The following is a 14,702-nucleotide window of genomic DNA, read 5'->3' as shown; positions in this document are numbered from 1 at the left end:
TTTTGGGGGGGGGGGAAGTGGCGCAGCGGTATGCCCGCTGCGCCGGGGGTGCATCGCACCCTCCCGAGGGAATGGACTCAGTGGCCCGATGCGCCCGATGCACCGAAACCGGTTTCCGAACGCACTTGCTGCGCGGCAAACTCCGAGCGCTCGCGGGCGGCGTTGGCGCTGCGGTCGGTGATGGAGAACAGCCACACGCCCAGGAAGCCGATGGTCATCGAGAACAGGGCTGGCGAGGTGTAGGGGAACCAGGCCGAACCGGCAGGGTTGCCCAGCGTGGCTTCCCACACCGAGGGCGACACAATGGTCAGGCCCACCGAGGAGATCAGGCCCAGGAAGCCACCGATCACCGCGCCGCGTGTGGTGCAGTCTTTCCACAGCACCGACATGAACAGCACCGGGAAGTTGGCCGAAGCCGCAATCGCGAAGGCCAGCGACACCATGAAGGCGATGTTCTGCTTCTCGAAGGCAATGCCCAGCACCACGGCAATCACGCCCAGTACCAGGGTGGTGATGCGCGACACTTTCAGCTCGGAAGCGCTGTCGGCCTTGCCCTTTTTGATCACAGTGGCGTACAGATCGTGCGACACGGCAGAGGCGCCCGACAACGTCAGACCCGCCACCACGGCCAGGATGGTGGCAAACGCCACGGCAGAGATGAAGCCGTAGAACACGTTACCGCCCACCGACTTGGCCACCAGCACCGCAGCCATGTTGGCCGTACCGGCACCGCCGTGGATCACGCCCTTGGCCACATCGGCAAACTCAGGGTTGGTCAGCACCAGGGTGATGGCGCCAAAGCCGATGATGAAAATCAGCACGTAGAAGTAGCCGATCCAGGTGGTGGCCCACAGCACGGACTTGCGCGCTTCCTTGGCATCGGGCACGGTGAAGAAGCGCATCAGGATGTGCGGCAGACCAGCGGTACCGAACATCAGCGCCATACCGAAGGAGATGGCAGAGATGGGGTCTTTGATGAAGCCACCGGGGCCCATGATGGACAAGCCCTTCTTGGCGGCTTCTTCTGCCGACATACCAGAGTTGGCGGCAATTTGGGTACGCACTTCCACGCCCTTGGCAAACAGCGCCTCGGGGCTGAAACCGAACTGCGCCAGCACCATGAAGGCCATGAAGGTCACGCCCGACAGCAGCAGCACGGCCTTGATGATCTGCACCCAGGTGGTGGCCGTCATGCCGCCAAACAGCACGTACACCATCATCAGCGCGCCCACGATGACCACGGCCATCCAGTATTCCAGACCGAACAGCAGCTTGATCAGCTGGCCGGCGCCCACCATCTGGGCGATCAGGTAGAAGGCCACCACCACCAGCGTGCCCGAAGCGGCAAAGGCGCGGATGGGGGTTTGCTGGAAGCGGTAACCGGCCACGTCGGCAAAGGTGAACTTGCCCAGGTTGCGCAGGCGCTCGGCCATCAGGAAGGTGATGATGGGCCAGCCCACCAAGAAGCCCAGCGAGTAGATCAGGCCGTCGTAGCCCGACGCCATCACCGCCGCAGAAATACCCAGGAACGAGGCAGCCGACATGTAGTCGCCCGCAATGGCCAGGCCGTTCTGAAAGCCGGTGATGCCGCCACCGCCGGTATAGAAGTCAGAGGCCGACTTGGTCTTGGCCGCTGCCCACTTGGTGATGTAGAGCGTGCCGGCAACAAAGGCGCCGAACATCACGATGGCCGTCCAGTTGGTGGCCTGCTTGGCAGCCTGGCCCATGTCGGCACCAGCGGCGTGCGCGCCCGCTGCCGCTACCAGGCCCACCAGTGCCAGCAGGATGCTGGCGTACGTTGTGTGGCGATTCATTTGGAAGCGTCCTTCAGGATTTCTTTGGTCAGCGTGTCGAACTCGCCGTTGGCGCGGCGCACGTAGATGCCCGTGATCACGATGGTGAAAATAATCACCCCCATGCCGATGGGAATGCCCACCGACGTCACGCCCGCGCCAATCGGCTGGGCCAGAAAAGGCTTATTGAAAGCAATCAGGGCGATGTAACCGTAATAAACGATCAACATCAGAATCGTCAGAAAAACCCCTAACCGATTGCGCTTGGCACGCAACTCCAGGTATTTGGGATGGCGCTGTATCTTGTCTACCACCGGATCACTCATCGTGTTGTCTCCTCAGGAATGGGTAAAAGGCCAGGCCGTGAAACCGTGCCGGCTTCAAAGCGTTGGCTGATTCTGCAAACGCCGTCTGACCAACTGCTTACGAAAATTGCCCAAAACTGCCATTTAAGTGCTTGATTTATTAGGGGAAACCCGTTGGTAATTACCCTAGGACGCACCCTGCCAAGGAGATCGGCAGCACTTGTTTTTCCGGGCTTGAGGCACCATCAGCGGGTTTGCCGGTTTCCCTTTTCCTCCTGAAAGAACCCCCATGAGCGATGGCCTGATCCGTATCCGTGGCGCCCGCCAGCACAACCTGAAAAACGTCGATCTGGACATCCGCACGGGCGAGCTCACCGTGGTCACCGGGCCCAGTGGCTCGGGCAAATCCAGCCTGGTGTTTGACACCCTGTACGCCGAGGGCCAGCGCCGCTACGTGGAAACCTTCAGCGCCTATGCGCGCCAGTTTCTCGACCGCATGGACAAGCCCGCCGTGGACAAGATCGAGGGCGTGCCCCCGGCCATTGCCATCGACCAGACCAACCCGGTGCGCAGCTCGCGCTCCACCGTGGGCACGATGACGGAGCTGAACGACCACCTCAAACTGCTCCTAGCGCGCGCCGGGCAGTTGTTTGACCGGCAAACCGCCCAGCCGGTGCGCCATGACTCCCCCGAAACCATTTACGCCGAACTGCAACGGCGCTGCGGCGTCGAGCTGCCGCCGGGCCACCCCCAGGCGGCGAGCGCCCCCTTGGAGGGCAGCGAACCACACGCAGTGGGGAGCGTGGGGGCCATGGCCAACCCGCGCCTGGTGCTGACCTTCCCGGTGGAACTGCCCGCCGCCACCAGCGCCGAGGAGGTGGCGCAGTGGCTGTCGGTCAGCGGCTTTACCAAGGTGCAGGCCGAGCGCGAAGTGGCCACGCCCAGCGGGCCGCGCAAGGTGCTGGACGTGGTGGCCGACCGCTTTCGTCTGGGCAACGCCGAGAAGGCACGCGTGATCGAGGCCATCGAGGTCGCGCTCAAGCGTGGCACAGGGCGGCTGAACGTGTACCGGCTGCTGGAAGGGGGCGAGCCAGAAATCTGGCGCTTCTCCACCGGCCTGCACTGCCCCGACAGCGATCTGCGCTATGCCGAGCCCATCGCGTCGATGTTCTCGTTCAACTCCGCTGTGGGCGCCTGCGAAACCTGCCGGGGCTTTGGCCGCGTGATTGGCGTGGACTGGGGCCTGGTCATCCCCGACGACAAGCTCACCCTGCGCGCCGGTGCCATCAAAGCCATACAGACGCCCGCCTGGAAAGAGTGCCAGGACGACCTGCTGCGCCACGCCGAGCGCGAAGGCATACCGCGCGACACGCCCTGGAACCAGCTTACCGAGGCGCACAAAAACTGGGTGATTGCCGGCTCACCCGAATGGAAGGGTAAATGGAACCAGCAGTGGTACGGCATACAGCGCTTTTTTGGCTACCTGGAGAGCAAGGCCTACAAGATGCACATCCGGGTGCTGCTGTCCAAATACCGCAGCTACACCGAATGCCCCAGCTGCGCCGGTGCGCGCCTCAAAACCGACAGTCTGCTCTGGCGCCTGGGCAGCCAAGAAGACGCCGATGCCGTGCTGGCGCCCGAACAGCGCTTCATGCCCGTGGGCGTGGCCTGGTCGCGCGCGCAGCTCGAAGCCCTGCCCGGCCTGTGCCTGCACGACCTGATGCGCCTGCCCATTGAGCGCCTGCGCCGGTTCTTTGACCGGCTCAGTGCCTTGCCCTCCCATGCCACGCCAGCACCCCGCAACGGCGATGTCCAGGCCCTGCGCCTGCTGTTCGACGAAATCGGCACCCGCCTGCGCTACCTGTGCGATGTCGGCATCGGCTACCTCACCCTGGACCGGCAAAGCCGCAGCCTGAGCGGCGGCGAGGTGCAGCGCATCAACCTGACCACTGCGCTGGGCACCAGCCTGGTCAACACGCTGTTTGTGCTGGACGAGCCCAGCATCGGCCTGCACCCGCGCGACATGCACCGCATCACCGAAGCCATGCTGCGCCTGCGCGATGCGGGCAACACGCTGGTGGTGGTCGAGCACGACCCGGCGGTCATGCTGGCCGCAGACCGCATGATCGACATGGGCCCCGGCCCCGGTGCGCGCGGTGGCAGCATCGTTTTTGACGGCACCCCCGAGGCGCTGCGCCACGCCGACACCCTCACCGGCCAGTACCTGGGCGGGCGCAAGCACATCGGCATGGGCTTTGTGCGCCCCGTGACCGAGGCCACGCCGCGCCTGGTTCTGGAAGGCGCGCACGCGCACAACCTGCGCCACGTCACGGTGCAGTTTCCGCTGCAACGCCTGGTCAGCGTGACGGGCGTGAGCGGCTCGGGCAAATCCAGCCTGGTGCAGGACGTGCTGGCGCCCGCGCTCTTGCGCCACTTTGGCAAGGCCACCGAGGCGCCCGGCGGCTTTGTGCGGCTGCTGGGCGCCGACCACCTGGGCGATGTGGTGTTTGTCGATCAATCGCCCATCGGCAAAACCGCGCGCTCCAACCCCGTCAGCTACGTGGGCGCGTGGGACACCCTGCGCGAGCTGTTTGCCACGGCGCCGCTGGCCGCCCAGCGCGGCTATACGGCCAGCAAATTCAGCTTCAACAGCGGCGACGGGCGCTGCCCCACCTGCGGCGGCTCGGGCTTTGAGCATGTGGAGATGCAGTTCTTGAGCGACGTGTACCTGCGCTGCCCCGACTGCGACGGCAAACGCTACCGCCCCGAAATTCTGGAAGTGACCATCGAACGGGCGTGGCCCGAGCAATCAGGGCCAGCGGGCGATGCACCCGATGCCGCCCACCGCGCCACCGTGGCGCTGAACGTGGCCGACGTGCTGGCACTCACGGTGAGCGAAGCGGCTGCGCTGTTTGCCGATGACGCCCAAGTCATCCGCGCCTTGCAGCCGCTCATCGACGTGGGGCTGGACTACCTGCAACTGGGCCAGAGCGTGCCCACGCTCTCGGGCGGCGAGGCCCAGCGCCTGAAGCTGGCGGGCTTTCTGGCCGAGGCCGCGCGCACACAGGCCAAGTCGCGCCAGCCACTGGCGCGCAAGGGCACGCTGTTTTTGTTCGACGAGCCCACCACCGGCCTGCACTTTGACGACATTGCCAAGCTCATGCGCGCACTGCGCAAGCTCCTGGACGCCGGGCACTCGCTCATCGTCATTGAGCACAACCTGGACGTGATCCGCGCCAGCGACTGGCTGATTGACCTGGGCCCCGAGGGTGGCGACGGCGGTGGCATGATCGTGGCCGAGGGCACGCCGCAGGACGTGCGCCAGCACCCGACATCGCACACCGGCGCGGCCCTGCGCGAGTACGCACAGGCGCTGGGCCTGGGCGACCTGGCGGTGCAAGAGCGCCCCGCACCGCTCCTGAAAAGTGAGCTGCAAGCGCTTATTCCACAAGCGCCAGAGGCCAAAAACGCCATACAAATCGTCAACGCCAAAGAGCACAACCTGCGCAACCTCAGCGTAGACATTCCGCGCGGCCAGTTCAGCGTGGTCACGGGTGTGAGCGGCTCGGGCAAATCCACGCTGGCGTTTGACATTTTGTTCAACGAAGGCCAGCGCCGCTACCTGGAAAGCCTCAACGCCTACGCGCGCAGCATCGTGCAACCGGCCGGGCGGCCCGAGGTGGATGCCGTGTATGGCATTCCGCCCACGGTGGCCATTGAGCAGCGCCTGAGCCGGGGCGGGCGCAAGTCCACCGTGGGCACCACCACCGAGGTGTGGCATTTTTTGCGGCTGCTGTACGTCAAGCTGGGCGTGCAGCACTGCACCAAAGACGGCGCCGCCGTGCAGCCGCAAACGGCAGAGCGCATCGCCGCGCAGCTGCTCACGCAGTTTCGGGGCCAGCACATCGGCCTGTTGGCGCCGCTGGTGGTGGCGCGCAAGGGCGTCTATACCGAACTGGCCGACTGGGCGAGCGCGCGCGGCCACCGCCACCTGCGCGTGGATGGAAACTTTTTGCCGACCACGGGTTTTCCGCGCATCGACCGCTTCAAGGAGCACACCATCGAGCTGCCGGTGATGAGCCTGACCGTGGCGCCCGAGAACGAAGCCGATCTGCGCACCGCCCTGACCCGCGCCCTGGAGCACGGCAAGGGCGTGGTGCATGTGCTGTCCAGCCTCGACGGCCTGCAAGAGGCGATGCAAGCGGGCACGCCCACGGCAGGCATAGGCCGCTTGCAGGTGTTCTCGACACGGCGCGCCTGCCCGGTCTGCGCCACCAGCTACGCCGAACTCGACCCGCGCCTTTTCTCCTACAACAGCAAACACGGCTGGTGCCCCGACTGCGTGGGCACCGGCGTGCAACTCACGGCCGCGCAGCGCCAGGTGCTGGACGACTCGGTGCTGGCCGACGAACAAAAAGGCCGCGAGCAAACCTTTGCCGAGCCCGACGCGCCCGACGTGGGCGATGTGGTCTGCCCCGGCTGCGCAGGCACCCGGCTCAACGCCACCGCGCGGGCCGTGCGCTTTGGCGCGCAGTTTGCAAAATTGATAGCTGCTAGCGCACAGCCCGCAAGCGCCGGAGGCCAAAATCATGCAAAAGATGCTGCCGTGGATGGCGTGGCCATCACCGAGCTGGCACGGCTGTCCGTCAGCGACCTGCGCCGCTGGGTGCAGGCACTGCAAACCGAGGGCAGCTTGAGCACGCGCGAAGCCGACATCGCCCGCGACCTGATCCCCGAGATTGAGAGCCGCCTGGCCTTCCTCGAAGAAGTGGGCCTGGGCTACCTGACGCTGGACCGGGGCGCGCCCACCCTGAGTGGCGGTGAAGCGCAGCGCATCCGCCTGGCAGCGCAGCTGGGCAGCAACCTGCAAGGCGTGTGCTATGTGCTGGACGAGCCCACCATCGGCCTGCACGCGCGCGACAACCACATCCTGCTGAACGCCCTGCACCAGCTGGGCGCCAAGGGCAACACGCTGGTGGTGGTGGAGCACGACGAGGACACCATCCGCCGTGCCGACCACATCATCGACATTGGCCCCGGCGCGGGCCAGCGCGGCGGGCGGCTGGTGGCCCAGGGCAGCGTGGCCGACATCACCGCCGCACCCGACTCGCAAACGGGCCGCTACCTGCTGCATGCCATGCGCCACCCGCTGCAAGCGCGGCGCAGCATGGTGCCCGGCGAGGCCAGCGCTGCCGTGGGCGCGCAGGCCCAGGCGGCGGCCACGCTGGCCGAGCCTGCCGCAGCCTTCTCCGAGACGCCCGCTGCCCCTGCCGGGCGCCAAAGCGCCGCCGCCAAAAAGCGCGCCGCACAGGCGGCATCGCTGGCCACCGATGCTCTGACCGAGGCCCAAGCGCGCGCCGCCATGCGCTGGCTCACGCTGCACGGCGCCCATCTGCACAACCTGCACGATGTGACCGTGCAAGTGCCCCTGCACCGTCTGGTGGCGATTACCGGCGTGAGCGGCTCGGGCAAATCCACGCTGGCGCGCGATGTGCTGCTGACCAACGTGGCCGCCTGGGTGGGCCAGCGCGCCACCAAGGCCGGGCGCGAGGCTATGGATGCGGGCCAAGCGCCTTCTTTGGTCGGCTGCACCGGCCTGCAAGGCTTTGAAAGCATTGACCGCGTGCTCGAAGTCGATCAAACGCCCATTGGCAAAACGCCGCGCAGCTGCCCCGCCACCTACATCGGCTTTTGGGACACCGTGCGCAAGCTGTTTGCCGACACGCTGGAGGCCAAGGCGCGCGGCTACGGCGCCGGGCGCTTTTCCTTCAACACCGGCGAGGGCCGCTGCCCCAGCTGCGAGGGCGCGGGCATACGCACCATCGCCATGAGCTTTCTGCCCGACGTGAAAGTGCCCTGCGAGGTCTGCCACGGCGCGCGCTTCAACCCCGAAACGCTGGCCGTGAGCTGGCGCGGCAAAAGCATTGGCGACGTGCTGCGCATGGAAGTCGATGAGGCCGTGGGCTTTTTTGCCAGCATGCCCGCCATTGCCCACCCGCTGCAACTGCTGCAAGACGTGGGCCTGGGCTACCTCACGCTGGGCCAGCCCAGTCCCACGTTGAGCGGTGGCGAAGCCCAGCGCATCAAACTCGTGACCGAGCTGACCAAAGTGCGCGACGACGTCACCCGGCGCGGCCAGAAAGCGCCGCACACCCTGTACGTGCTGGACGAGCCCACCGTGGGCCTGCACATGGCCGACGTACACAAACTCATCCGCGTGCTGCACCGGCTGGTGGACAGCGGCCACAGCGTCATCGTCATCGAGCACGACCTGGACGTGATCGCCGAGGCCGACTGGGTCATCGACCTCGGGCCGGAAGGTGGCGAGGCGGGCGGGCACATCGTGGCCGCTGCCACGCCAGAAGACCTGGTGCGCCTGGGCACGCACACCGGCTGCGCGCTGGCGCCGGTGCTGGCGCGGGGGTGAAGATGCCCGAAAGCGGTGCGCAACAACCCGGCATGGGCGCTGAACCGTCCATGCCGCCGTCACAGTGCCAGACGGGCCACCCCGTGGACGGGCCCATCGTCCACTGGCACCCCCACGCCCCCCCGAAGCCGCCCGAGGGCGCGCCCTGCAATGGCTGCGGCCTGTGCTGTCTGGACGCGCCTTGCCCGCTGGGCATGCTGGTGTCGCGCCGGCGCACCGGGCCGTGTGTGGCGCTGCGCTGGAGCGATGCCCAGCAGCGCTACCTGTGCGCCATGGTGGCCGACCCCGGTGGCGCGACCGGCATCACGCGCCCCTGGGCCGTGGGCGCGCTGGCCTGGCTGGCGCGGCGCTGGATTGCCGCAGGCGCAGGCTGCGACGCCAGCGTGCAAGCGCACCCCGTGGAACAGCCCCCCGCACCGCACGCCGATTCGCTCCGGAAAGAATAGCTGCTTGCGCTCTGCAGGCGGGCGTTTCAACCTTGTTTGCCATTCAAAACCAACAGCGGGCCGGGTTAAAAAAACATGTCGCATCAGTGACAGATTCAGGGGTTTCCTGCATGCGCGACGCGCTGGTCTGGGGCCCAATAGCCCCCTTTCTCACACAAGGAGCCTGCTTTGCAGCGTCGCAACATCCTCCACTGGGGCGCAGCCGCCCTGACCGCCCTCTCGCTGGGCAGCGCCCATGCGCAGACCTTTCCCGCCAAGCCCATCAAGCTGCTGGTGGCCTTTCCCGCAGGCGGCCCCACCGACATCAGCATGCGCGTGCTGGCCGACAACGCCAGCAAAATCCTGGGCCAGCCCGTCATCGTCGAGAACAAGCCCGGCGCGGGCGGCACGCTGCCCGCACAAACCTTGCAGAGCAGCGCGGCCGATGGCTATACGCTGGCGCAAATCCCGCTGGGCGTGTTCCGCATGCCCTACACCACCAAGATCAACTGGGACCCGGTCAAGGACATCAGCTACGTGATCAACCTCACGGGCTATGCCTTTGGCGTGGTGGTGCCCGCCGATTCGCCCATCAAGACCTGGACGCACTTCGTCGCCTGGGCCAAGGCCAACCCCGGCAAACTCAGCTACGGCTCCACCGGCGCCATGACCAGCCCGCACCTGACCATGGAGCTGGTGGCACAAAAGCTGGGCATTGAGCTGCTGCACATCCCCTACAAAGGCAGCGCCGATCTGATGCAGGCCACCCTGGGCGGGCAGCTCATGGCCGCCGCCGATTCCACCGGCTTTGCGCCGCAGGTGGAGGCGGGCAAGCTGCGCGTGCTCAACACCTGGGGCGCCGAGCGCCTGGCCAAGTTCCCCGATGCGCCCACGCTCAAGGAGCTGGGGCTGGACGTGGTGCAAAACTCGCCCTTTGGCCTGGGTGCGCCCAAGGGCACGCCAGCGGCGGTGGTCAAGCGCCTGCACGACGCCTTCAAGCAGGCCATGGAGCAAGACAGCTACAAATCCGTCCTGGCCCGCTACGACATGGTGCCCATCTACATGAGCACCACGCAGTACCAGAAGTTTGCCCAGGACACCTTCGCCCGCGAGAAGGCCCTGGTCGAGAAGCTGGGCCTGGCCAAGCCACAGTAAAGCGTTGCCGCTGCCGCTGCGGCCACCGCCAGGGGCGCCAAACTGCTATTGACTTGATAGCTTCTTGCGCCCGTCTGGCGGGCCTCAAGGTCACTTTTGACATGCAAAACGCCCTCATCCGAGGGCGTTTTGCATGGGCCGTGCGCGCTGCGGCGCTACGCCCCCGGGGCCGCTTTGGCCGCCAGAATCGCCCGCGCCATCTCGGCAAACCCGGCGCCGCGCGCGGCCTGCGTCACGTAGCGCGGCAGGTAGCGCAGCTGCGGCGCAAAGCGCGCCACGTTGGCCACGCCCACGCTGTGCGGAAAATGCTCAAACATGACCTGGTCGTTGAGCGAATCGCCGACAAACACCCAGCGCTCCATCTCATCGTCCAGCGTGCGCCCCAGCAGCTCGCGCACGATCCAGCGCGCGCCCACCAGCTTGTTGTGCGTGCCGTAGCTGGCGTTGATGTGGATGCTGCTGATCTGCGCGTTCATGCCCGCCGCGCGCAGGATGGCCAGCGTCTGCGCAATGGCCTCGGGCGGCAGCTGCGTGAACTCGCTGTGGTCGATGGCGATGTCCGTCTCGCGCCCGGGCGAATCCTGCGCCAGCACCGCGCCGGGCACCTCGCGCAGCACCTGCTGCGCCACCTGCTGCATGCGCGCGTAGTTGGCAGCGCGCGTGGTGGCATCTTGCAGATACCATTTTGATAGCTGCTCGCGCCCATCCCCATTGGGCTGGAGGCCGTTTTGGCTGCTATTTTTCGGGGTGCGCAGCAGGGCCACGGAACCTGTCTCGGCCACGATGGCATCGACCGGCCAGGTGGTGGCAAAGGGCTCGCTCCAGCCCGCAGGCCGCCCGGTGATGGCAATGACGTACAGCCCCGCCGCCCGCAGCGCCGCCATGGCCTGCAAGGCGTCGTCGGTGATGGCGCCGTGGGTAGTGAGGGTGTCGTCCACATCGGTGAGCACGCCCACGATGCGGGCGCGTGCTTCCAGGGGCCAGTCGGTCAGGTCAAGCATGCAAACAATCCGGGTGAAAACAAAACGGTCAGGGGTGGCAGGCGGCAGGGGTCATTGCCGGGCAAAGTCGATGATGGCGCGGTAGAAGCGGTCGGAGCCGTCTTTGGGGTTGTCGGGGGCCAGCTCCATGCGGTTGACGCCGTGCTCACCGCCACCCTTGAAGCGCTGGGGCACCACCGAAAAATAGTATGGGCTGACAAAACGCGCGCCCGCGTCATAGTGCGATTGCAGGGCCGCCCGGTGCACGCCATCGCGCTTCCACTGCTGGGGGTTGAACTCGGGCACGCCGTAGTCGCTGATACCGCGCTGGCGCAGAAAGTCGCGCACCCAGGCGCTGTCGGTGGCGCCGCCGTACAGGTTCAGGCCGGTTTTCCAGGGGGCACTGCCATCGAGCGTGTCGCCAATGGCAAACAGCTGCGCGTTCCAGCTGGCGTTGACTTCGGGCAGGATTTGGTGCGAATACAGCTTGTCCGCCGGCAAGCCCGCTTGCCGGGCTACTGTATGAAAAGCGCCCAAGAAATCCCGCACTTGCTGGGCCCGGAACCGGTTCCAGTCCCGGGCCAACGGGTTGTAGTACAGGTCTTGGCCCGCGCGCGGCAAGTCCAGCCAAGTGCGCAGGCCCGGTAGGCCTTCGGCCTTGGCCAGCCCGGTGAGGCCGCGCGGCTTGCTGTCGGGTGGCTTGCTCTGGTCGCGCGGCGCCACCACAAAAGGCGCCTGGGCCAACAGGCGCGGTTGGCCTTTCACCGTGGCCACGATCTGCGCCAGATGGTGGCCCGCAGGCAAGGCGCGGTAGTCGTAATCCACCCGGTAGCCCACGTTGGGGTCGGTGATGGCGTCCACCGCCCGGTACACGTCCAGCCGGTGCAGGCCCCGGGGCACCGGCCCCACACGCTGGCCATCCACAAACAGCTCCAGACGCTGGACATGGCCTTGCGGATCCCAGAGCCAGCCCGACAGCGGCAGAGTGCCATCGGCAAAGGCGTCGTAGTGCTCGCCAAACGAGGCCAATCGCTCGGTGCGGATGTCTTTGGACGGGGCGGGCACGGCCTGCCAGTCGGGGTAGGCCAGGCCGGTGCGCTCTTGCAGGGTCTGCACGCTGCCGTATTCGCGCGCCAACCAGCGGCGGAAGTCGGCCACCGAGGCCGGGTGGTAATCGGTGACGCGGATGTTCTGGAACGCGCCCATGCCGTTTTCAAAATCGGGGAACAGGTGGTGCAGCTCGCCCGCCAGCGTGAACGCCACGATGCGCTCTTGCACCGCCTTGGGCAGCGCCTTGACGCGCCGGGCGACGTAGCGCAGGGCCTCAAAACGGTAGCGGTTGACGGGGATGCTGGCGTCGGTGCGCAGTGTGTAGGGCAGGATGCGGTAGCCAAAATAGCCCAGCGCGGGCGGTTTGCCATCGGCCAGCTGCATCCAGTTGGCGGGGTCTTTTTCCAGCTCGGCCACGATGGGGCCCTGCGAGTCGAAATGCCCCGCCGACAGGTACAGCACCACGGGCCGGGGCACCTGGGCGATCAAATCCAGCAGCGCGCTGACCTTGGCATCGTCTATCACCCAACCCTTGGGCGTGTGGCGGTACAGCTTGAGCAGCTCCAGCGTGGCCGTGTAGCCCACCTGTACCTTCCCCTCGGGGCCGCCGGGCTCCAGCGTGTCCAGCAGGCGCCGGAGCGCCGCTGCGCCGTGGGCCTTGCGCGCCTGGCACTCTGCCAGTACCTGGTCCAGCGTCAGGAAGGCCGGGTTCTGGGCCGCCTCATCGCAGGCCATCAAGCCCTCGACGGTGGGGGCGATGATGAAAGGGGCGCGCGATGGAGGCGCTGTCTGCGCCATGGCCAGGGTGGGCAGCGCCAGCAACAGCGCCCGGCGCAGCCCGTGGCGGAAGTGGTGGATCATGGTCGCGCTCCTGGTCGCCGTGCTCTCGTGGTCATGGTGCCGGGCGGCGTCACCCCGCCGACTGCAACGCCAGCCCCGCGTGCTCGCGCAGCGGGTGGAAGTGGATTTTGGGGAATCTTTCTTGCGCCAAGCGTACGTCGTAGGGGCTGGTACACAAATAGGCCAGCGTGTTGGCGGCGTCGTGGGCCAAGCGCAGGGGGTAGGCGTCGGTGAAGGCGCGCAGGTCGGCGGGGGTGTCGGCGGTGATCCAGCGGGCGCCGGTGTACTGGCAGCCTTCGAGGCGGATGTCGGCGTCATATTCGGTCTTGAGGCGGTGCTGCACCACTTCAAACTGCAGCTGGCCCACAGCGCCCAGCAGCATGTTGCCGCCCGCATCGGGTTTGAAGACCTGGATGGCCCCCTCTTCGCCCAGTTGCGCCAGGCCCTGCTGCAATTGCTTGGTGCGCAGCGGGTTTTTCAGCACCACGGTCATGAACATCTCGGGGGCAAAGAACGGCAGGCCGGTAAATTGCAGCGCCGCGCCGTCGGTGATAGTGTCGCCCAGCTGCACGCCGCCGTGCGTGGTAAAGCCGATGATGTCACCCGCGTAGGCTTCTTCCACGGCCTCGCGGCGCTGGCTCATGAAGGTGACGACGCTGGTGGGACGCAGCTCTTTGGCGGTGCGCTGCACCTTGAGCTTCATGCCCGGGGTGTATTTGCCACTGGCCACGCGCACAAAGGCGATGCGGTCGCGGTGGTTGGCGTCCATGTTGGCCTGCACCTTGAACACCACGCCGGCAAAGCCTTCGTCTTCGGGCTGCACGGTTTTTTCGATGGTCTGCTTGTTGACGACAAGCGAGCTTTTGCGCGGGCCGGGCGGGGGCGACATATCGACCACCGCGTCCAGCACCTCCATCACCCCGAAGTTGTTCACGCCCGAGCCAAAGAACACCGGCGTGAGCTTGCCCGCCAGAAAATCCGCATGGTTCCAGGGGGCCGAGGCGCCTTGGGCCAGCTCCATGCTCTCCAGCGCATCGTCAAACGCCTGGCCAAAGCGTGCGCGCAGGCGCTCGGCCTCGGCCAGCGGCACCACTTCAAAGTCTTTGGGGCCCCGGTCGCTGCCGGGGGTGAACACCGTCATGGTCTGCGTGCGCAGGTTGATGATGCCGCCGAACGATTTGCCCTGGCCCACCGGCCAGGTGATGGGGCAGCAGGGCATGCCCAGTTCGCGCTCGACTTCGTCGAGGATGTCCAGCGGGTCGCGCACCTCGCGGTCCATCTTGTTGACGAAAGTGATGATGGGCGTGTCGCGCTGGCGGCAGACCTCGATCAGGCGGCGCGTTTGCGCTTCCACGCCGTTGGCCGCGTCGATCACCATCAGGGCCGAATCCACCGCCGTGAGCACGCGGTAGGTGTCTTCCGAGAAGTCTTTGTGGCCGGGGGTGTCGAGCAGGTTGATGACGTGCTCGCGGTAGAGCATCTGCATGACCGAGCTGGCCACCGAGATGCCGCGCTGCTTTTCGATTTCCATCCAGTCGGAGGTGGCGTGGCGGCTGGCTTTGCGGCCCTTGACGGCGCCCGCAATCTGGATGGCGCCCGAGAACAGCAGCAGTTTTTCCGTCAGCGTGGTTTTACCGGCGTCAGGGTGGGAAATGATGGCAAAGGTGCGGCGGCGCCGGGTTTCGGGGGCGTAGGACACGGGGGAATTCCAGAAAGTGGGCCGGTGC

Annotated in this window: 8 protein-coding genes; 3 read left to right on the top strand and 5 right to left on the bottom strand. The window is 66.5% G+C overall.

Features of this window, described 5'->3' with window-relative positions:
* Positions 1-77: 77 nt before the first annotated feature.
* Positions 78-1,814, bottom strand: a complete 1,737-nt coding sequence (locus EV674_RS11170) for a cation acetate symporter (protein ID WP_119012671.1) — start codon at positions 1,812-1,814, stop codon at positions 78-80.
* Positions 1,811-2,119: a DUF485 domain-containing protein gene (locus EV674_RS11165; protein ID WP_119012672.1), complete on the bottom strand. Its 309-nt coding sequence runs from the start codon at positions 2,117-2,119 to the stop codon at positions 1,811-1,813. The genes EV674_RS11170 and EV674_RS11165 overlap by 4 nt, the downstream gene beginning before the upstream one ends.
* Positions 2,120-2,387: 268 nt before the next feature.
* Between EV674_RS11165 and EV674_RS11160 the strand changes: the two genes are divergently transcribed.
* From EV674_RS11160 to EV674_RS11150, 3 genes are all read left to right on the top strand, one after another.
* Complete coding sequence (locus EV674_RS11160; protein WP_119012673.1) at positions 2,388-8,525, top strand: excinuclease ABC subunit UvrA; 6,138 nt, start codon at positions 2,388-2,390, stop codon at positions 8,523-8,525.
* A 2-nt stretch (positions 8,526-8,527) separates the two neighbouring features.
* Positions 8,528-8,971 carry a hypothetical protein gene (locus tag EV674_RS11155; protein ID WP_374761670.1) on the top strand — a complete coding sequence of 148 codons (444 nt, stop codon included), beginning with the start codon at positions 8,528-8,530 and terminating at the stop codon, positions 8,969-8,971.
* A gap of 168 nt (positions 8,972-9,139) precedes the next feature.
* On the top strand, positions 9,140-10,105 hold the full coding sequence (locus EV674_RS11150; RefSeq protein ID WP_119012674.1) for a Bug family tripartite tricarboxylate transporter substrate binding protein: 966 nt from the start codon (positions 9,140-9,142) through the stop codon (positions 10,103-10,105).
* Positions 10,106-10,260: 155 nt separating this feature from the next.
* On the opposite strand, the gene EV674_RS11145 is transcribed toward EV674_RS11150, so the two are convergent.
* The 3 genes from EV674_RS11145 to EV674_RS11135 are packed head-to-tail and all read right to left on the bottom strand — an operon-like array spanning position 10,261 to position 14,674.
* Entirely contained in the window at positions 10,261-11,106 is an 846-nt protein-coding gene (locus tag EV674_RS11145) for an HAD family hydrolase (protein WP_119012675.1), read from the bottom strand.
* 51 nt (positions 11,107-11,157) lie between these two features.
* Positions 11,158-12,996, bottom strand: a complete 1,839-nt coding sequence (locus tag EV674_RS11140; RefSeq protein WP_119012676.1) for a hypothetical protein — start codon at positions 12,994-12,996, stop codon at positions 11,158-11,160.
* Positions 12,997-13,045: 49 nt separating this feature from the next.
* Positions 13,046-14,674: a peptide chain release factor 3 gene (locus EV674_RS11135; protein ID WP_119012677.1), complete on the bottom strand. Its 1,629-nt coding sequence runs from the start codon at positions 14,672-14,674 to the stop codon at positions 13,046-13,048.
* Between the last annotated feature and the right edge of the window lie 28 nt (positions 14,675-14,702).

It is taken from the genome of Simplicispira metamorpha (assembly GCF_004341365.1).
Taxonomy (GTDB): Bacteria; Pseudomonadota; Gammaproteobacteria; order Burkholderiales; family Burkholderiaceae_C; genus Simplicispira; species Simplicispira metamorpha.
Note: the sequence above shows the minus strand (reverse complement) of the source record. Positions and strands in the feature narration are given on the sequence as shown.

Coding starts and splice junctions, on each gene's coding strand:
- EV674_RS11145 (WP_119012675.1), bottom strand. CDS start 11,106: ATGCTTGACCTGACCGACTGGCCCCTGGAAGCACGCGCCCGCATCGTG.
- EV674_RS11140 (WP_119012676.1), bottom strand. CDS start 12,996: ATGATCCACCACTTCCGCCACGGGCTGCGCCGGGCGCTGTTGCTGGCG.
- EV674_RS11165 (WP_119012672.1), bottom strand. CDS start 2,119: ATGAGTGATCCGGTGGTAGACAAGATACAGCGCCATCCCAAATACCTG.
- EV674_RS11155 (WP_374761670.1), top strand. CDS start 8,528: ATGCCCGAAAGCGGTGCGCAACAACCCGGCATGGGCGCTGAACCGTCC.
- EV674_RS11160 (WP_119012673.1), top strand. CDS start 2,388: ATGAGCGATGGCCTGATCCGTATCCGTGGCGCCCGCCAGCACAACCTG.
- EV674_RS11170 (WP_119012671.1), bottom strand. CDS start 1,814: ATGAATCGCCACACAACGTACGCCAGCATCCTGCTGGCACTGGTGGGC.